This window comes from Stenotrophomonas maltophilia group sp. Smal17 (genome assembly GCF_030237045.1).
In the GTDB taxonomy this organism is placed as follows: Bacteria; Pseudomonadota; Gammaproteobacteria; order Xanthomonadales; family Xanthomonadaceae; genus Stenotrophomonas; species Stenotrophomonas forensis.
Genome location: NZ_JASJSU010000026.1, coordinates 31,087 through 50,399, shown reverse-complemented (window position 1 = coordinate 50,399; position 19,313 = coordinate 31,087). Strand labels below are relative to the sequence as shown.

At 67.0% G+C, this 19,313-nt stretch carries 15 protein-coding genes and 1 riboswitch; of the genes, 5 read left to right on the top strand and 10 right to left on the bottom strand.

The annotated features are described in order from the left end of the window. Positions 1-196 precede the first annotated feature (196 nt). A complete protein-coding gene (locus QRO93_RS09495; protein ID WP_180880338.1) occupies positions 197-2,161 on the top strand; it encodes a M2 family metallopeptidase in 1,965 nt (654 codons plus the stop codon). Positions 2,162-2,243: 82 nt separating this feature from the next. Here QRO93_RS09495 and QRO93_RS09490 read toward each other — a convergent pair whose 3' ends face one another. From QRO93_RS09490 to QRO93_RS09480, 3 genes are all read right to left on the bottom strand, one after another. Beyond that, positions 2,244-2,636: a hypothetical protein gene (locus tag QRO93_RS09490; RefSeq protein ID WP_008265644.1), complete on the bottom strand. Its 393-nt coding sequence runs from the start codon at positions 2,634-2,636 to the stop codon at positions 2,244-2,246. A gap of 82 nt (positions 2,637-2,718) precedes the next feature. Beyond that, on the bottom strand, positions 2,719-3,615 hold the full coding sequence (locus tag QRO93_RS09485) for a siderophore-interacting protein (protein ID WP_180880341.1): 897 nt from the start codon (positions 3,613-3,615) through the stop codon (positions 2,719-2,721). Between the two features lie 141 nt (positions 3,616-3,756). Further along, on the bottom strand, positions 3,757-4,983 hold the full coding sequence (locus tag QRO93_RS09480; RefSeq protein WP_180880343.1) for a multidrug effflux MFS transporter: 1,227 nt from the start codon (positions 4,981-4,983) through the stop codon (positions 3,757-3,759). 300 nt (positions 4,984-5,283) lie between these two features. Beyond that, positions 5,284-5,386: riboswitch (glycine riboswitch) on the top strand. A gap of 62 nt (positions 5,387-5,448) precedes the next feature. On the opposite strand from QRO93_RS09480, the gene gcvP reads away from it, so the two are divergent. Beyond that, positions 5,449-8,316, top strand: a complete 2,868-nt coding sequence (gcvP, locus tag QRO93_RS09475) for an aminomethyl-transferring glycine dehydrogenase (protein ID WP_164087453.1) — start codon at positions 5,449-5,451, stop codon at positions 8,314-8,316. A gap of 92 nt (positions 8,317-8,408) precedes the next feature. Here gcvP and QRO93_RS09470 read toward each other — a convergent pair whose 3' ends face one another. The 3 genes from QRO93_RS09470 to QRO93_RS09460 form a co-directional block, all read right to left on the bottom strand. After that, positions 8,409-8,819, bottom strand: a complete 411-nt coding sequence (locus QRO93_RS09470; RefSeq protein ID WP_053450497.1) for a VOC family protein — start codon at positions 8,817-8,819, stop codon at positions 8,409-8,411. A gap of 102 nt (positions 8,820-8,921) precedes the next feature. Next, on the bottom strand, positions 8,922-10,289 hold the full coding sequence (locus tag QRO93_RS09465) for an amino acid permease (RefSeq protein WP_053450498.1): 1,368 nt from the start codon (positions 10,287-10,289) through the stop codon (positions 8,922-8,924). A gap of 82 nt (positions 10,290-10,371) precedes the next feature. Continuing rightward, entirely contained in the window at positions 10,372-11,094 is a 723-nt protein-coding gene (locus tag QRO93_RS09460) for an AraC family transcriptional regulator (protein WP_006463165.1), read from the bottom strand. Positions 11,095-11,202: 108 nt separating this feature from the next. On the opposite strand from QRO93_RS09460, the gene QRO93_RS09455 reads away from it, so the two are divergent. Continuing rightward, a complete protein-coding gene (locus QRO93_RS09455; RefSeq protein WP_180880346.1) occupies positions 11,203-11,694 on the top strand; it encodes a hypothetical protein in 492 nt (163 codons plus the stop codon). Between the two features lie 69 nt (positions 11,695-11,763). Here the strand turns inward: QRO93_RS09455 and QRO93_RS09450 are convergent, their stop codons facing one another. Beyond that, positions 11,764-13,887: a methyl-accepting chemotaxis protein gene (locus QRO93_RS09450; RefSeq protein WP_180880348.1), complete on the bottom strand. Its 2,124-nt coding sequence runs from the start codon at positions 13,885-13,887 to the stop codon at positions 11,764-11,766. A gap of 235 nt (positions 13,888-14,122) precedes the next feature. Between QRO93_RS09450 and QRO93_RS09445 the strand changes: the two genes are divergently transcribed. Both QRO93_RS09445 and QRO93_RS09440 read left to right on the top strand, forming a co-directional pair. Beyond that, a complete protein-coding gene (locus tag QRO93_RS09445) occupies positions 14,123-15,082 on the top strand; it encodes a L,D-transpeptidase family protein (protein WP_180880351.1) in 960 nt (319 codons plus the stop codon). Positions 15,083-15,086: 4 nt separating this feature from the next. Next, positions 15,087-15,731 carry a M23 family metallopeptidase gene (locus tag QRO93_RS09440; RefSeq protein WP_180880353.1) on the top strand — a complete coding sequence of 215 codons (645 nt, stop codon included), beginning with the start codon at positions 15,087-15,089 and terminating at the stop codon, positions 15,729-15,731. 54 nt (positions 15,732-15,785) lie between these two features. On the opposite strand, the gene QRO93_RS09435 is transcribed toward QRO93_RS09440, so the two are convergent. From QRO93_RS09435 to QRO93_RS09425, 3 genes are all read right to left on the bottom strand, one after another. Further along, the gene (locus QRO93_RS09435) at positions 15,786-16,481 is read right to left on the bottom strand and encodes a hypothetical protein (protein WP_285304116.1); all 696 of its coding nucleotides are present in this window, start codon (positions 16,479-16,481) and stop codon (positions 15,786-15,788) included. Positions 16,482-16,635: 154 nt separating this feature from the next. Beyond that, the gene (locus tag QRO93_RS09430) at positions 16,636-16,992 is read right to left on the bottom strand and encodes a hypothetical protein (protein WP_053450503.1); all 357 of its coding nucleotides are present in this window, start codon (positions 16,990-16,992) and stop codon (positions 16,636-16,638) included. Positions 16,993-17,694: 702 nt separating this feature from the next. Further along, a complete protein-coding gene (locus QRO93_RS09425; RefSeq protein ID WP_006463282.1) occupies positions 17,695-18,987 on the bottom strand; it encodes an adenylosuccinate synthase in 1,293 nt (430 codons plus the stop codon). Positions 18,988-19,313: the final 326 nt, after the last annotated feature.

Sequence of the window (19,313 nt, the reverse complement as noted above, 5' to 3'; positions counted from 1 at the left end):
ACGGCGTCCCCGCACTCCGACACCGCCCCGCCTTCCCACGGATAGCCCGCTTTTGATGTTGATGTTGATGTTGCTGTTGCCGTTGCTTCTGCGGGTGCAGGGCGCCGCCCTGCCGAACCCAACCGACTTCCGCCACTTGCGGTGGCAGCGGCTGCCCACTAGCCTTCGGCCGTCGTTCACCACCCAAGGACCGCCCGTGAAACACCGCCATCTCCTGCTGGCCTCGGCTATCGCCGCCGCCACGCTGGCCCTGGTCGCCTGCAAGAAGGAACCGTCGCCCGGCACCGAGACCGCCAGCCCCAGCGCGCCGGCCGGCGAAACCGCCGACCAGTTCGTGGCCCGCATCAATGCCGAATTCAAGGCCTCCTACCCGGAGATGACCTCGGCACAGTGGCTGTCCTCCACCTACATCAACAGTGACTCCGAGCGCATCGCGGCCAAGGCCAACGAGCGCTCGCTGACCCAGCTCAACAGCTGGATCGAGCAGGCCGCCAAGTTCGAAGGCAAGCCGATGAGCGAGGACAGCAAGCGCGCCATCCACCTGCTGAAGCTGATGTCCTCGATGCCGGCGCCGCGCGACCCGGCCAAGCTGGCTGAGCTGACCCAGATCGCCACCCGCATGGAGGGCAGCTACGGGGCCGGCAAGTACTGCACCGATGCCAACGATCCGAACTCCTGTCGCCAGCTGGGCGAACTGGAGCAGGTGCTGGCGCGCAGCCGCGACTACGACAAGCAGCTCGATGCCTGGCAGGGCTGGCACAGCACCACCAAGAGCATGCGCGGCGATTACCAGAAGTTTGTCGGCCTGGTGAACGAAGGTGCCAAGGGCATGGGCTTCACCGATGCCGGGCAGATGTGGCGCAGCGGCTACGACATGCCGCCGGAGCAGATCGGCCCGGAAACCGACCGCCTGTGGGAACAGGTCAAGCCGATGTACGAGCAGCTGCACTGCTACGCACGCGGCAAGCTGGACAAGACCTATGGCAAGGACAAGGCGGAAGTGGGCAATGGCCTGATCGCCGCGCACCTGCTGGGCAACATGTGGCAGCAGGACTGGTCGAACCTGTGGGACCAGCTGGAACCCTACCCGGGTGCCGGCAGCCTGGACATCACCGCAGCGCTTGAAAAGCAGTACCAGAGCAACCTGAGCGCAGCGCTGGCCAAGGCTGGCAAGGACGCCAACGTGGCCGCCCAGTACAAGGCGCAGCGCGAGGCCGAACTGCGTACCGCCAGGCAGATGACCGAGCGCGCGCAGGACTTCTACGTGTCGCTGGGCATGCCCTCGCTGCCGCAGTCGTACTGGGAAAAGACCCAGTTCATCAAGCCCGATGACCGCGACGTGGTCTGCCACGCCAGCGCCTGGGACATGAACATGGAAGGCGATGTGCGCACCAAGATGTGCATCAAGCCGAACGAAGAGAACTTCACCACCATCTACCACGAGCTGGGCCACATCTATTACGACCTGGCCTACAACCCGCTGCCGCCGCTGTTCCAGGGCGGTGCCAACGATGGCTTCCATGAAGCGATCGGCGACACCATCGTGCTGGCGATGACCCCCAAGTACCTCAGCTCGATCGGCCTGGTCGATGCGCCGACCGAGAGTCGTGAGGCAGTCATCAACAACCAGATGCGCATGGCGCTGTCGGGCGTGTCGTTCCTGCCGTTCGGGCTGATGATCGACCGCTGGCGCTGGGGCGTGTTCGACGGTTCGATCACCGCCGACAACTACAACAAGGCGTGGTGGGACCTGAAGGCCAAGTACCAGGGCGTGGCCCCGGCCAGCAGCCGTGGCGAAGAGTTCTTCGACCCGGGCGCGAAGTACCACGTGCCGGGCAACACCCCGTACACCCGCTACTTCCTGGCGCGCATCCTGCAGTTCCAGTTCTACAAGGGCCTGTGCGATGCGGCCGGTTACAAGGGCTCGCTGCATGAGTGCACCTTCTACGGCAACAAGGAAGCCGGCCAGAAGTACTGGGCGATGCTGAGCAAGGGTGCCAGCCAGCCGTGGCAGGCCACGCTGAAGGAACTGACCGGCACCGACAAGCTCGATGCCGGCCCGATGATCGAGTACTTCACCCCGGTCAACGAGTGGCTGAAGCAGCAGAACGAAGGCCAGTTGTGCGGCTGGCAGGCCAACGCGGCACCGGCGGCGAAATGAAAGAAGGGGCGGGTCCGCAAGGATCCGCCCCTTTGCCGTGTTGTAGAGCCGAGCATGGCTCGGCTCTACAGGATGTGTGCGATCAGCTGTTCTTCTTCGCCGCCATCGCCGCGGCCAGCTCGGCCTTGAATTCCTCGAAGGTCTGACCCTTCTCCTTCGCTTCGGCCTGCGCGGCATCGCGCAGCGCATCGGAGTACATCAGGCGCACCGGCGTGCCGTTGCGCTCGTGCAGTTCACCGGCCTGCATGATCAGCGCCAGCACCTGCGCAGCACTCTCGCTGTGGCCAGCGATGCGGCCGTCCATGCCCAGCACCCATTCGCCGTCACGGCGCACGACCCCGGCCAGCAGTGTGCGCTGCGCGTCGCGCAGTTCGGCATGCGGCTCCACCGGCGAGGCCTGGGCTGCAGCCTTGTTGGCGGCCTGCTTTTCCTGGCGACGGCGCTGGTCGCGGCGGGTCTTGGAGCTGGTGGACATGGTGCGGTACCGCGGCGAGGGGGGCGCAAGGATAGCGCACCCCGCCCGCCGGGCCACTTCACGCACGTTCAATCCCGCACGATCAGTCCAGTACTTTGCCGTGCCGCCAGTAGCCCATGAAGGTGATCGCGCGGCGGTCCAGCCCGCAGTCGCGGACCAGATACCGGCGGATCGCCATCACCGCCCCGGCCTCGCCCGCCACCCATGCGTACAGCGGCCCGGCCACGCTGGCATCGGCCTGCTCCCAGAGGATCTGCGCATCGACGTCGATCTCCTCCAGCTCATCGCCGGCGGCCACGCTCGAGGCCGCTGCCAGGCGTTCCTGCACCGCCTGCAGCAGGGGCTGGCCGTAGGCCGCCTGCCCGCGCGGCAGCCAGACCAGTTCGGCGCTGGCCGGCGCGGTCAACGGCACCGCATCACCGGCCTGGGCGACTTCCAGCAGGGCCAGCGTGCGTGGCGGGTCCGCCAGCGCGGCCAGTTCCTCCAGGATCCCGGCCACGGCCGGCAACGCGGTCTCGTCGGCCACCAGCAGCACCTGCCCCACACCGGCCGGCGGCTTCCATTCCCAGCCTTCGCTGCTGTCGGCGCAGTCGGCATCCGGAGCGAGCAGCACCACACGGTCGCCCGGGCGTGCATGCATGGCCCAGCGCGAGGCGGGCCCGGTCACGCCGTGGATGACGAAATCGACGTCGACCTCGCCCTGCTCAGCGCGCAGCTGGCGGATGGTGTAGGTGCGCATCGGAGGGCGCTGGTCATCAGGCAGGGCCCGGTAGCGCGGGTACCAGTCCTCGCCGCTGGGGACCTGCGGAAGGTCCTGGCCGGGCAAGGGGAAGAACACCTTGATCCGCTGGTCCGGGCCTTCGGTCTTCATCCGTGCCACGTCGGCACCGGTGAACACCATGCGGTCCAGCGAAGGGGAAAGCACGCGGCGCTCTTTCAGCGCCACCTCGAACAGGCGGTAGGTCTGCTGCGCAGCCATGGGGGAACCTCATGCAACGACATTGGATCGGCTGGCTGTCGTGCACCCCTGCACCGGCTGGCTGGAGTCCCCAGCCTAATCCGGTGGTGTTCCGTCGCAAGGGTTGCAGGCATCGCGCCCCGCCCTACCCCTGCGCGCTGCTCAATGGCCCGTGCAGGCTGCCTGCGCCACGCGTTCACGCTGGTGTTCCCAGTACCAGAACACGAAACCGAGGGCAAAAAAGGCGGCCTGGCCCAGTGCCAGGTGCAACGGGCTGGCACTGAGCAGCGGCGATACCACGCCCGCCACCACGGTGCTGATCATCAGCTGCGCAAAGGCCTGCAGCGAAGACGCCAGGCCACGCTGATGCGGGTACATGTCCAGCACCGCCAGCGCCAGGATCGGGAAGATCAGCGCCATGCCCATGCCGCCCAGGAAAATCGGCATCACCGCCCACGGCAGCACGAACTGCGGCGCCAGTGCCACGTAGCCGACGTTCAGCAGTGCCGACAATGCGCAAAGCGCGAAACCGATGGCGACCTGGCGGGTGGGCGTGGTGTGCCCGGCCATGCGCCCGGACAGGAACGAGCCGGTGGTCATGCCGCCGATGGTCGGAATGAACAGCCAGGCGAATCCGCCCTCGCCCAGATGCAGATGCTGCATCACGAACACCGGCGCCGAGGAGATGTACAGGAAGATGCCGCCGAAGCCGATGCTGCCGGCCAGCGCCAGGCGCAGGAAACGTGGATTGAAGCCGATGCGCACGTAGTCGCGCATCAGCACCCGCGGCGACAGCGGCACCCGCGCCTCGACCGGATGCGTTTCCGGCAGGAAGCGTGCGGTGGCCGCCAGCAGCACCAGTGCGAACACCACCAGGAACCAGAAGATCAGCGGCCAACCCGCGCCACTGAGCAGGATCCAGCCGCCGATGATCGGCGCGATCGCCGGGGCGATGCCGAACAGCATCGACACCTGGCTCATCAGCCGCTGCGCGTCATGCCCGTGGTAGAGATCGCGGATCACCGCGCGGCCGACGATCATGCCGACACCCGCCGACAGGCCCTGCAGCGCGCGGAACGCCAGCAGCGTGGTCAGGTCGGTGGACAGCGCGCAGCCGACCGAGGCGCCGACAAACACCACCAGGCCGCCGAGGATCACCCGCTTGCGGCCCCAGGCATCGGACAGCGGGCCGTGCGCCAGGCTCATCAGGCCGTAGAACAGCAGGTACACGCTGATGGTCTGCTGCACCGCCACCTCGTCCACCGCCAGGCGCTGGGCCAGCTGCGGGAAGGCCGGGAAGATGGTGTCGATCGAGAACGGACCGAACATGGCCAGGCCGGCGAGCAGCAGGGCCATGCGGCGGGTGGAAGGAGCAACAGCGGCGGTCATGGGGAAGGCGTCCGGCAGGGCCATGCGTGGCACGCACGGCGGGCGCCGGTCCCCCTGCAGCAGGGACGGCGCCAGATGAATTCGGGTATCCGCTCATCATAGGTGGGGATTGCGCCCGATGCCATGCAGCAGTGCACAAAACGCACGGACGGGCCATCGGCCATTCAGGCGCGGCCGCACCCGCCGGGGGCGGCCCACGGGCCCGCGACGGGCTATAATCGGCAGGCAACACGGTGGGAGAAGCGGAACACCGCTGCCGAAGGCGCAACGCCCGTAATCGCTCAGGCCCGATACCACCCGTAACACAACTCTGGAGAGACCGGTTCGATCCGGCGCCGAAGGGGCACGAAGCTGCGGCCAGCCGCACTTCCAAACTCTCAGGCAAAAGGACAGAGGGGCGCCCCGCAGACCGCCGACCGGCGGCTTGTGCCCGTGCGTGTGCCCTTTCCTGACGGATCCTTCGCCATGTCCCAGAACACCCCTTCCCTGCGTGAGCTCGAGCACCATTCCGCGTTCGTCGAGCGCCACATCGGCCCCAACGATGCCGAGATCGCGCAGATGCTCGACGTCGTCGGCCACGCGTCGCTGGATGCGATGACCGATGCCATCGTGCCGGCCAAGATCAAGTCGCCCGCACCGCTGGCACTGCCGGAATCGATGACCGAAGTGCAGGCACTGGCGAAGATCCGTGCGATCGCCGACAAGAACACCGTGCTGCGCAGCTTCATCGGCCAGGGCTACTACGGTACCCACACGCCGAACGTGATCCTGCGCAACATCCTGGAAAACCCGGCCTGGTACACCGCCTACACCCCGTACCAGGCGGAAATCTCGCAGGGCCGCATGGAAGCGCTGATCAACTTCCAGACCCTGTGCGCCGACCTGACCGGCATGGAAATCGCCAACGCCTCGCTGCTGGACGAAGCCACCGCCGCCGCTGAAGCGATGACCCTGGCCAAGCGTTCGGCCAAGTCGAAGTCGGACACCTTCTTCGTGCACGACGCCGTGCACCCGCAGACGCTGGAACTGCTGCGCACCCGCGCCGAGCCCATGGGCATCGTGCTGCGCGTCGGCACCCCGGCCGAGGCACTGGAAGCGGAAGCCTTCGGCCTGCTGCTGCAGTACCCGGACACCTTCGGCCAGGTCGGCGACTACAAGGCGCTGGTCGATGCCGTGCACGCACGCGGCGGCCTGGTCGCCGTGGCCACCGACCTGCTGGCGCTGACCCTGCTGGCCGCCCCGGGCGAATGGGGTGCGGATATCGTGGTCGGCAACAGCCAGCGTTTCGGCGTGCCGTTCGGCTTCGGTGGCCCGCACGCTGCCTTCATGGCCTGCCGTGATGCCTACAAGCGTTCGATGCCGGGCCGCCTGATCGGCGTCTCGGTCGATGCGCAGGGCAACCCGGCCTATCGCCTGACCCTGCAGACCCGCGAGCAGCACATCCGCCGCGAGAAGGCCACCTCCAACATCTGCACCGCGCAGGTGCTGCTGGCGGTGATGGCGTCGATGTACGCCGTCTACCACGGCCCGGACGGCCTGACCCGCATCGCCCGCCGCACCCACCGCCTGGCCTCGATCCTGGCCGCGGCGCTGCGCACGGCCGGCGTGCAGGTCGGTGGCGACTTCTTCGACACCCTGCATGTCACCGGCGTGCACGCCGATGAGATCCACGCCAAGGCCCGCGCCGCCGGTTACAACCTGCGCGCGATCGACAGCGACTCGGTCGGCATCAGCCTGGACGAAACCGCTACCCGCGCCGATGTGGTGGCGCTGGCTGCCGTGTTCGGTGCGCAGGCCGATGTCGACGCACTGGATGCCAGCACCGCCGATGCGCTGCCGGCCGGCCTGCAGCGCCAGTCCGCGTTCCTGACCCACCCGGTGTTCAATACCCATCACAGCGAGCACGAGCTGCTGCGCTACCTGCGTTCGCTGGCCGACAAGGACCTGGCGATGGATCGCACGATGATCCCGCTGGGCTCGTGCACGATGAAGCTCAACGCCACCGCCGAGATGATTCCGGTGACCTGGCCGGAGTTCTCGCAGATCCATCCGCTGGTGCCGGCCGACCAGGCGCTGGGCTACAAGGAACTGATCGATACGCTGGAAGCGATGCTGGTGGAGTGCACCGGCTACGACGCGGTCAGCCTGCAGCCGAACTCCGGCGCGCAGGGCGAATACGCCGGCCTGCTGGCGATCCGCGCCTACCACCGCTCGCGCGGCGAAGGTCATCGCGATATCTGCCTGATTCCGGACTCGGCGCATGGCACCAACCCTGCCTCGGCGCAGATGTGCGGCATGAAGGTGGTGGTGACCAAGACCGACGCCAACGGCAACGTCGATGTCGAAGACATCCGCCTCAACGCCGAGAAGTACAGCGACCGCCTGGCCGCGATCATGATGACCTACCCGTCCACGCACGGCGTGTTCGAGGAAGAGGTGGTGGAGATCTGCGAGATCATCCACAAGCACGGCGGCCAGGTGTACACCGACGGTGCCAACATGAACGCGCTGGTCGGCGTGGCCAAGCCGGGCAAGTGGGGTTCGGACGTTTCGCACCTGAACCTGCACAAGACCTTCTGCATCCCGCACGGCGGTGGCGGCCCGGGCGTCGGCCCGTGCGCGGTCAAGGAGCACCTGGCCCCGTTCCTGCCGGGCAAGCTGGGTGACCACGGCCCGGTCGGCATGGTCAGCGCGGCCAGCTTCGGCAGCGCCTCGATCCTGCCGATCAGCTGGATGTACATCGCCATGATGGGCAGCGAAGGCCTGCGCAAGGCCACCCAGGTCGCGCAGCTCAACGCCAACTACATCGCCAAGCGCCTGGCCCCGCACTTCAAGACCCTGTACACCGGCCGCAACGGCCTGGTGGCGCACGAGTGCATCCTCGACGTGCGTCCGCTGGAAAAGACCAGCGGCATCGGTGCCGAGGACGTGGCCAAGCGCCTGATCGACTTCGGCTTCCACGCCCCGACCCTGAGCTTCCCGGTGGCCGGCACGCTGATGGTCGAACCGACCGAGAGCGAATCGCTGCACGAACTGGATCGCTTCATCAACGCGATGATCCAGATCCGCGAGGAAATCAGCGCGATCGAAGACGGCCGCCTGGACCGCGAGGACAACCCGCTGAAGAACGCACCGCACACTGCCACCGCAGTGACCGCCAGCGAGTGGACCCACGCCTACCCGCGCGAACTGGCCGCCTTCCCGCTGGCCAGCCTGAAGCAGAGCAAGTACTGGCCGCCGGTAGCGCGCGTCGACAACGTGTACGGCGACAAGAACGTGATGTGTGCCTGCATCCCGGTCGATGCCTACAAGGACGATGAAGTCGAGGCTTGATTCCTCACTACATCGGTAAAGAAAACGGCCCGCGCAAGCGGGCCGTTTTCATAAGGGCGTGTGGACCTAGGTCCACACCCACAATAATCCCATCACGGGTCAGGCATCTGCCCCAGGCTCAACTGCCAGGACACGCCGAAGCGGTCCTGCACCCATCCGTAGCGGTTGCTGAAATCGTAGTCGCCCACCGGCATCAGCCAATGACCGCCCTCGCCCAGCACCCGCGCCGCGCGCTCGAACTGCTCGGCGCCGGAGCACTCCACGAACAGCGAGATGGACGGGGTGAAGGTGAAACCGTGCACATCGAGGCTGTCGAAGCACAGGTAGTGGGTGCCGCCGAGCAGGAAGATGGCCTGGCGGACCTGGCCGGGCACGCCGGCACCGGGCCCCTCCGGGTGGCGTTGCAGCGCCAGCAGCCGGAAATCGGCAAAGGCCTCGGCATACAGGGCCAGGGCGGCTTCGGCCTGGCCGGTGAACATCAGGAACGGACGGCTGCGCAGCATGCGGAACTCCTGTTCGACGGGCCGGTAACGGCCCACGCGATCAGCATCGCACGCCGGATGTGCAGCCCCCGTGGTAGTGCCGGCCGCTGGCCGGCAGCTTCATCACGCCTCGCGCATCCGCCGCGCAATGGCGCTGCCAGCGGCGATGGTGGCGGTCAGTGCCACCATCGACAGGAACTGCAGGCGGGTATGCGATTCGCTCAGCAGCAGGCCGAAGATCAGCGCCAGGATCGCCAGCGCGCAGCAGGTCAGCCACGGGAAGCCGGCCATGCGGAACGGCAGGCGCGTGCCCAGGCGATCCGCGCGGCGGCGCAGCACCAGCTGCGAGACCAGCGACAGCGTCCACACCAGCAGGCAGGTGGAACCAACGATGTTCAGCAGCACCGGCAGTACCCGGTCCGGGAACAGCAGTTCCATCACCGTGGCGGCGAAACCGAACAGCACGCTGGCCAGCACGGCGACCACCGGCACCTGGCGCGGATCGGTCCAGCCGAGCACGGCCGGGGCTTCGCGGCGCTGCGCCAGCGAATACATCATGCGCGAGGCACCGTAGAGGTTGGCATTGAGCGCCGACAGCAGCGCGATCACCGCGATCAGGGTGATGGCGGTGCCCGCACCCGGAATACGGGCGATATCCAGCACCGCCGCGAACGGTGACTTCAGCGCTTCGCTGGTCCACGGCACCACGGCGATGATCACGCTCAGCGAGCCGATGTAGAACACCAGGATGCGCCAGGCCACGGTGCGGATGGCACGGGCGATGCTGCGCTCGGGGTCTTCGGTTTCAGCAGCCGCAACGGCCACGATCTCGGTGCCGCCGAAGGCGAACACCACCACCAGCAGGGCCGCACCGATACCGGCCAGGCCCTTTGGTGCGAAGCCGCCATGCTCGGTGAAGTTGCTCAGGCCCGGTGAGGTCACCTGCGGCAGCCAGCCCATCAGCAGCGCCACGCCGATGGCAATGAACGCCAGGATCGCCACCACCTTGAGGATGGCGAACCAGAACTCGAATTCGCCGAAGTTCTTCACCCCGAGCAGGTTGATCGCGGTGAAGAACAGCATGAACGCCAGCGCCGCCATCGGTACCGGTATTGATGGCCAGACCGTGGCCAGCAGGCCGGCCGCACCTACCGCCTCGGCGGCGATCACGATCACCAGCTGCACCCACCACAGCCAGCCGACGGTGGCACCGGCCGTGGCGCCCATGGCGTCGGCGGCGTACACCGAGAACGCACCGCTGGTCGGCTTGGCCGCCGCCATCTCGCCCAGCGCGTTCATCACGATGATCACCAGCGCGCCGGCCACCAGGTAGGACACCAGCACCGCCGGACCGGCCGCCTGCACACCCACGCCCGAACCGAGGAACAATCCCGCACCGATGGCGCTGCCCAGGCCCATCATGATCAGCTGGCGGGGCTTGAGCGAATGTCCGAGGCGGGACGGCGAAGCGGTCGGAATCGAATTGGGCATCGGCGGGGCTGGCGGCGGGCTACAGGGGCGACACCTTACCCTGTCCCATGCCCGTGGGGATAGGCACAGCGCAGCAGGCGTCTCAGGCCAGGGCCGGCTCGCCGACGTTCCCACCGATTCGGGCCCGATAGGCACGCGGTGAGAAACCGGTTTCAGCCTTGAATTTGCGGGTGAACGCACTCTGGTCGCTGAAACCGCAGGCCTGGCCGATGCAGGCGATGCTGTCGTCGCCATGCAGCAGGTGCATGGCCATCTGGATCCGCAGCCGGGTCAGCACCTGCTGCGGGGTCATTTGGAACACCTTGCGGAAGCTGCGCTCCAGCTTGGACAGCGAGAAGCCGGTGATGTCCAGCAGGGTCTGCATGCGCACGTTCTCGGCGTAATGCGCATTGAGGTGGGCCAGGGCCAGCCGCAGCTGCTCGTACTGGGTGCCGAGGCTGTCCTTCTGGCCGAGGTCGCGGGAAATGCCGATCAGACCCTCGATGGCCCCATCGACCAGCAGCGGGCGCTTGCAGGTCAGGCACCAGCCCGGTTCGCGGTTGGCGAACAGGTGCAGCTCCATCAGGTTCTCGATCACCTCGCCGGACAGCACGCGGGCGTCCTGGTCGACGTAGTCCGCACTGAGCCCGGTCGGATAGATCTCGGCCGCGGTGCGCCCGATCACATCCTTGCGCGCGCGCAGGCCCAGCCGCCGCAGCATGGTCTGGTTGACGTGGGTGTAACGCCCCTGGCGGTCCTTGATGAAGAACAGCACATCCGGAATGGCGTCGAACAGGGCTTCGATGTCGGCGGGCTCGACTCGCATGCGGCAAGCATAGCCGAGGCGGCCTTGCCGGTGCGATCACCCTTGCGGGACTTGCGCTTAACGCCGCCAGGGGCACCGTGGGGGCCAGCCCCCACCGGAGACCCTGCCATGCCCCGTGGTGACAAGTCCGCCTATACCGACAAGCAGAAGCGCCAGGCCGAGCACATCGAAGAGAGCGAACGCCAGCGCGGTGCCAGCGAAGGCACGGCCGAGCGCATCGCCTGGGCCACGGTGAACAAGCAGGATGGGGGTGGCAAGCGCAGCGGCAGCGCGCGCAAGAGTGCCGGGAAGACTGCCAGCAAGGCACCGGCAAAGAAATCGGCCACGACGTCGGCAGCCAGGAAGACGCCTGCGCGCAAGACCGCGGCTAAGAAAGCGCCTGCGAAGAAGACCGCCGCCAGGAAGACGACTGCCAGCAAGGCCACAACGAAGAAGACCGCCGCAAAGAAGGCTCCCGCTCGCAAGGCAGCGGCAAAGAAGGCCAGCACCGCTGCTTCACGCAGTGCCTCCGCGAAGAAGGCAGCCAAGACCCGTGCCGCGAAGAAGAGTGTGCGCAAAGCGGCGGCGAAGAAGGCGGCGCGCACCCGCGCCAGTGGCTGATCACGATCCATCCACTGAAACGCGGCCGCAGTGCCCTGCGGCCGCACATTTCCAACGGAAGTGACCTGCTCAGGCCGCGCGACGCGGCATGGCGGAAGCTGCTGCGCCTTCCACCTTGAACACCGACACCGAGGTGGTCAGCGCATGTGCCTGTTCTTCCAGCGCACGGCTAGCAGCGGTGGCTTCCTCCACCAGCGCGGCGTTCTGCTGGGTGACCTGGTCCATCTGCACCACCACCTGGTTGACTTGCTCGATACCGGCTGCCTGTTCCTTGCTGGCCGCTGCGATGTCGCTCATCAACTGCGTGGTGCGCGAACTGGCCTGGGCCACACGCGCGATCGCAGCTTCCGATTCCACGGTCACCGCCAGGCCACTCTTCACCTTGGCGGCAGCATCTTCGATCAGTTCCTTGATCTCCTTGGCGGCGACACCGGCACGCTGCGCGAGCGTGCGCACTTCACTGGCGACCACGGCAAAACCACGGCCCTGCTCGCCCGCACGTGCGGCTTCCACCGCCGCGTTCAACGCGAGGATGTTGGTCTGGAAGGCAATGCCGTCGATCACCGTGGAGATTTCCGAGATGCGGGCCGACGACTGGTCGATCTCGCCCATCACCGACGCCATCTGTGCCATCGCCTGTTCGGTCTCGCGCACCGCAGCACCGGCGGCGTGTGCTTCGCTGTCGGCCTGGCGGGCCAGCTCGGCATTCTGGCGCACGGTCGAGGTCAGTTCCTCCATCGAGGCGGCAGCTTCTTCCAGATTGGCCGCCTGCTGCTCGGTGCGGCGCGACAGGTCGTTGTTGCCGGCGGCCAGTTCCTGCGCCGCGTTGTTGATGCTGTCGGCCGCCACCTGGATGCCGCGCACGATGCCGGTCAGTTGCGCGGTGGTGGTGTTGGCGTCGTCGCGCATGCGCGCGAACACGCCGTCGTACTCGCCGTCCATGCGTGCGGTCAGGTCGCCATGCGAGATCGCGCGCAGCACGTCGGAGACATCGGCGATGCTGGCCTGCGAACTGGCCATCATGCCGTTGAGGTGCTCGACCATCGCCTTGAACTGGTACTGGAACGCAGCAGCATCGCCGCGCATGCTGAAATCACCCGCGCGCGCGGCACGGGCCAGCTCATCGATCTGCGCGTTGATCGCCATCAGGCTCTGCTTCACCGCAGCCAGGGTGCGGGTCAGCGCGCCCTTCTCGCCCGGGTAGTCCGGCAGGTCACGGCTGAGGTCGCCGATGGCGTAACGCTGCATCACCTCGGCCATCAGCAGTTCCACCTGCACGTGCGATTCGACCAGGCTGTTGGTGGCCTGCACCATGCGGCCGAAGTCACCCGGGAACGCGCTGGCATCCATGCGATAGCGGATCGCGCCCGCCTCATGCTGCTCGGCCATCTGCAGCTGTGCGCCGATCGCGGCCTGCACGCTCTGCCGCACACTGGCCATCGCCTGGCCCAGCTGGGTCAATTCGTCACGACCGCCAAGCCGGAATTCCTGATCCAGCTCGCCCTTGGCCAGGCGCTCGGCCAGGTTCACTGCGCGCGCCAGCGGACCGGTCAGGCTGCGGCCGATCATCACCGAGGCAGCAATGCCAACCAGCAATGCAACGCCGCCCAGCACCAGCAGCTGCAGCAGGCTGCGCTCGCCCAGGCGGATCGCCTCGGCAGCGGCATCGCGGCTTTCCTTCTCTTCGAAGTCCACACCGTCGGACAGCGCCTTGTTCCAGCCATTGGCCGCTTCCTGCACCGGGCCCAGGGTCAGCGCCACGGCGCCAGGGTAATCGCCCTGCTCCATCAGCTCGCTGGTCTGCTTGTTGAGCGGGCGGGCGATGGCGCGCTTGGCTGCAATGGTTTCAGCAATGGCCTTGCCGTCGGCGTCGCTGGGCAGCGCCTGATAGGCGGACCAGCTGGCCTCGTAGCGCTTGACCAGATCGGCAATGCGCTGCTCGTCGTGGCCACGGTCGTCGCCCTGGCGGATCAGCATCTCGCGGCGCACCACCATCATCTGGTTGTTGGCATCGAGCATCTGCGACAGCAGCCGCACCTTGGCCACGCTGACATCGACCACCTGCTGCATCGCGCGCTTCTGCACGACGCTGGCGGTGGCGCCGGTGGCCACCACGGCGGCAACCAGCAGCAACAACAGGCCAAAGCCCAGCCCAAGACGCCAGGCGACCCTGACATTCCTCAAGTAGTTCATCGGTACATCCAAAACGGGGGGATGCGCCCGTATCGGCCGCGCCGCCGGCATTCTTGATCGCCAACACGCACGGGCGTCGGCAGCCGTTCACCTTGGTGATGCCACGCACGGCGCTTCTGCGACAAGGGCCCAGGCCACGCCGGGGCTGCCCCGCTCATGCCGGCATCAGGTCGCTTTCACGGGGGCTGCGCAGCCTCTCCGGGCAGGGTAGAGCTGCCATCTGCCGGAGTCCTCCATGCCCGTACACCGCCCCGCCCTGCTCGCCCTGTCCTTGCTGATCTCGCCCGCCTTCGCGCAGGTGCCGCCGCCGGCCCAGCTACCGGAGCCCATCGCCGAGAAGGCAGGACCGGACATCGCGGCCCGCTCGCCGCTGCACGCGCAGGTACTGCTGGACCGGGCCAATTTCTCGCCCGGCCAGATTGACGGCGAGGTCGGCAGCAACCAGCGCCGCGCGGTGTCCGGCTTCCAGGCCGCGCATGGCCTGACGGTGACCGGCGAGCTGGACGATGCCACCTGGAAGGCACTGCAGGCCGATGCCAACGCGCCACTGGCCAGCTACACGCTGACCGCCGAGGACGTGGCAGGTCCGTTTCAGCCGGTGCCGAAGGGCCCCGCCGCACAGGCCAAGCTGAAGGCGCTGGGTTACGGCAGCGTGGAAGAATCACTGGGCGAACGCTTCCATGCCTCGCCCGAACTGCTGAAGGTATTGAACCCCGGCGTCGACCTGGGCAAGGCCGGCAACCGCATCCAGGTGCCGAACATCGCCCCCGCCCCGCTGCCGAAGGCCGCCAAAGTGGTGGTCGACAAATCCGATTCCACGCTGCAGCTGCTGGATGCGCAGGGCAAGGTGATTGCGCAGGTGCCGGTGTCCTCGGGCAGCCAGCATGACCCGCTGCCGATCGGTGAATGGAAGATCCTCGGCGTGTATCGCGATCCGCCCTTCCACTACAACCCGAAGCTGTTCTGGGATGCGCGCAAGGGCGAGAAGAAGGCCACGCTGCCGCCGGGCCCGAACAATCCCGTGGGCCGGGTCTGGATCGATCTGTCCAAGCCGCACTATGGCCTGCACGGCACGCCCGAGCCCGGCCACGTGGGCAAGACCGAATCGCATGGCTGCGTGCGCATGACCAACTGGGATGCGCTGCGCGTAGCCGATGCCGTGGATACCTCCGTTCCCGTCGTGATGCAGGAGTGATGCGATGCGCCTTTCGCAGCTGATCGTGCTGGGCGTGCTGCTGGGCCTGGGTGCTGGCTGGTGGCTGCGCCGGGATGTGGCTCAGCCGGTGGCCGTTGCCCAGCCTGCCCCGCAACCCACAGTGGCTGCAACGCCGGTGAAGGCGCCAGCAGCTCCGCAGGTGGATGCAGCGCCTTCCGCATCGGTGGCACCGTCGGCCAGCGCGAGCGGCACGCCAACCGGCCTGTTGCTGCCCGTACAGGGCATCGAAGCCTCGCAGCTGCGCGACACCTTCACCGATGCACGCAGCGAAGGGCGCGTACACGATGCCATCGACATCATGGCCGACGCCGGTACGCCGGTGCTGGCCGTGGCTGATGGCACCGTGGAAAAGCTGTTCGACAGCGAGCGCGGCGGCCTGACGATCTACCAGTTCGAACACAGCGGACGCTGGTGCTACTACTACGCCCACCTGCAACGCTATGCCGATGGGCTGGCGGAAAAGAAGGTGATCAAGCGCGGGGAAGTGATCGGCTACGTCGGCAGCACCGGCAATGCCAGCGCCGAGGCCCCGCACCTGCATTTCGAGGTGCACGTGCTGGGCCCGGAGAAGCAATGGTGGAAAGGCGAGTCGATCAATCCATACCCGCTGCTGCGGGCGGGAGGCTAGCGCGTCTGCCGCGTGGCAGAGCCAGTCGCAGTGATGCCCGATTTGGGCACGATCCTACCCAATTTGGCTATCTGGCAAGTGCACTGCCGGGCATGGCCCGGCGCTACCGGGCTCTGGAGAACGGCGCCGCCAGCGCCGCAGCGCGATGCTGGCAGCCGCCAGCCCGCCGCCGGCAATCAGCAACAGCAGTGCCACGGGCTGCCAGAAGAAGAACGGCCACAGCCAGAGGTAGTCCAGGTCGGTCAGCTTCAGCACGTCCATCGGCGGCAGCAGATCCACCGAGGCCGCACGGCCGGCCAGCGCCGGGTCGACCGCCAGCACGGTCAGCCGCAGCCAGGAACGGCCACGCGGCAGTGCATCACGGCGGCCGTAGCCGAAGTACGAGGCGGCGAAGCGGTCGGGCTCGACCGATTCCAGTGCACGAACGACGTCAGCCGTTGCCGAAGGTGAGCGGGTGTCCGCGCGGAACTCATTGCGATCGGTCGGGGTTTCAGCGCGCAGGCGCAGCTCGGGGTCAACCAAAGGATCGGCGCCGTCATCGGCATAGCGCAGTCGCAGGCGCAGCGGATCGTCGATGAAGCGATAGACCGTGATCTCGGCCGAGGCGCCCGGCTGCAGCACCAGTGGCAGGGTCTGCGTGCGCGAGGCCAGATGGTTGGCGGCTGCACCCAGCAGCAGCACGATGCAGGCCAGCGCCCACAGGCTCCACAGCAGCCACAGGCTCACCCGTGCCACGGTCTCGCCCTTCATGCCGAACTCCCGGTCATCGCGCTGCATCCCTGCTGGCATTGGCCACAACGTAGCGCAGAACTGCACGTGCCTACAGTGCCGGCGTAAAGCAGCGCGTGAACCCACCCGGTACCTCGCCCGATGGCGAGGCCGGGCATCGCACATGCGGAAGGAGTCAGGCCGGCCTGACTTCCCTGCAGACCAGCTCGGCAAGTTCGCGGCAGGCGAAGAACAGCCCTTCCACCACACCTTCGTCCAGGTGCCTGCGCGGCGTCGCCATGGTGGCGCAACGGTTGGCCGCATGCAGCATCTCCACAGCGGTGAGGATGCCCACGGCCGCACGGTCGATCCGCGCCAGGGACTGACGTCGTCCGTCGGACAGTGCCTCCTCCGGCCACAGCATGCCATCGGAGCCTTCGCCATCACGGATGCGGGTGAGGCAGCCCTGGAACGTGCTGAGATCGTCGGCGGGATTGGCGTCGTCGTTGATGGGCTCAACAACATGGAACGGCGGGGTCTTGCGACTGGTCATGGCGTCGGCTTCCGTAGCTGTACTTAACAGCGCCACCGCGCGGAAGCGGGTGGCGGACGGTGCGGGTTGCAAACCGGGATAGATAGTTACCAATGACCGGCGGGTCCGAAGACCCCCACGCACCGCCCGCCATAAAGGCCGACGGATTGCCAGCCGGCACCGCTTCAGGACGGTGCCGGCTGGCAAGCGTAAGTAACACCTATCTCGGGTTTGCACGCCCGGCCACCCTTTTCCGGTGGCGCGCCATGGTGTCTACGCCTGCACGATCGGCTCAATGAGAAAAATCCGAAAATTTCGGCTGAGTCGAGCGCACTCCGGGAATTCTTGCATGCGCGGGGAGTGGCGGATGCGACAGGAATAGGCGCGACCGTGCTGGTAGGCGGGCGAGAGCGACGCGCGGTGACGCAAACAACCCGAACGTCCGAATGCCGCGTGACGTTTATCGCTTACTAGAAGTTGTATGCGGGGATCGTGCAGTAATTACGAAATGCGTGTGGCTTGGGGAAATCTGTCGTGGATGGCCGATTTAGAGTGCCGCAAGCGACATGCTGGTGGCTTCGGTTCTGCCAGCCATGGGCTGGCACTACCGGCGTTGGTGGAGAACCAAAAAAGAAGCGCCGCGACCCTCAGGGAGTCGCGGCGCTCTTTTTCAATTGAACAGCGTTACCACCACGCCGGGCATGGCCCGGCGCTACCGCCCACTCAGGCGAACGGATCCTGCAGGACCATGGTGTGGTCGCGGTCCGGGCCGGTGGAGACGATGCTGATCGGGCAACCGGCCAGTTCTTCCAGCGAACGCAGGTAGGCACGTGCGGCCGGCGGCAGCTCGTCCCAGTTGGTGATGCCGTGGGTGTTCTCGCTCCAGCCCGGGAACTCCAGGTAGACCGGGGTGCAGTCTTCCCAGCCCTGCGCGTCCAGCGGCGCGTACTCGGTGCGCTTGCCGTTGTATTCGTAGGCGATGCAGACCTTCAGCTTTTCCATGCCGTCCAGCACGTCCAGCTTGGTGATGCACAGGCCGCTGATGCCGTTGATGGCCACGGCGCGCTTCAGCGCAACGATGTCCATCCAGCCGCAACGACGCGGGCGACCGGTCGAGGCACCGTACTCGGCGCCGCGGTCACGGATGCCCTGGCCGACTTCGTCGTCCAGTTCGGTCGGGAACGGGCCGCCACCGACGCGGGTGGCATAGGCCTTGGCGATGCCCAGCACGTAGTCGATCGAATCGGCGCCGACGCCCGAACCGGCCAGCGCACCACCGACGGTGGTGTTGGAGCTGGTGACGTACGGGTAGGTGCCGTGGTCGATGTCCAGCAGCGCACCCTGCGCACCTTCGAACAGCACGCGCTTACCCTGCTTGCGCAGGTCGTGCAGGATGCCGGCCACGTCGGACTTCATCGGCTGCACGTACTCGCCGAAGGCCAGTGCTTCGTCGAAGGTCTTCTGGAAGTCGACCGCATCGGTGTTCAGATACTTGGTCAGCACGAAGTTGTGGTAATCCAGCGCGGTGCGCAGCAGTTCTTCCAGCTGCTTCGGATAGTGCAGGTCGGCGATGCGGATGCCGCGGCGCGCCACCTTGTCTTCGTAGGCCGGGCCGATACCACGGCCGGTGGTGCCGATCGCCTTGCCGCCGGCAGCGCGTTCGCGCGCCTGGTCCAGGGCGATGTGGTACGGCATGATCAGCGGCGCGGCCGGGGAGATCTTCAGGCGCGAACGCACTTCCACGCCGGAGGCTTCCAGCTCGGCGATTTCCTTCTGCAGCGCGGCCGGCGAGATCACCACGCCGTTGCCGATCAGGCACAGCGCATCGTCACGCAGGATGCCCGACGGAATCAGGTGCAGGACGGTCTTCTTGCCATTGATGACCAGGGTGTGGCCGGCATTGTGGCCGCCCTGGAAGCGCACCACGGCGCCGATTTCCTCGGTGAGCAGATCAACGATCTTGCCCTTGCCTTCATCGCCCCACTGGGCACCCAACACTACGACAGACTGACCCATGACGGGCTCCTCGATTTGTTGCGGCCATCGGGGCCGCGGACGGGTAAACCGTGGCGGGGCTGGCCAGCACCTGGATGGCAGCTCCAAACGGGGAGCGCCGGCGATGGAAGGCCCAGACACGGAAAAAGCCGAACGGGGAGGCCCGTCCGGCTTTTGTGCATTATCCGGGTTTCCGGGGTCGGGTGCCACCTTTCCGACGGGCGGCTTCACCGGCCGGTCAGGCGCCTTCCCGGTGGTGCCGGCCGCTGGCCGGCAATGCCAACCAAGGTTGGCATCTACCAGAGCCGGGCCACGCATGTGAACGCAGGCGGCCGCTGGCCGGGAAA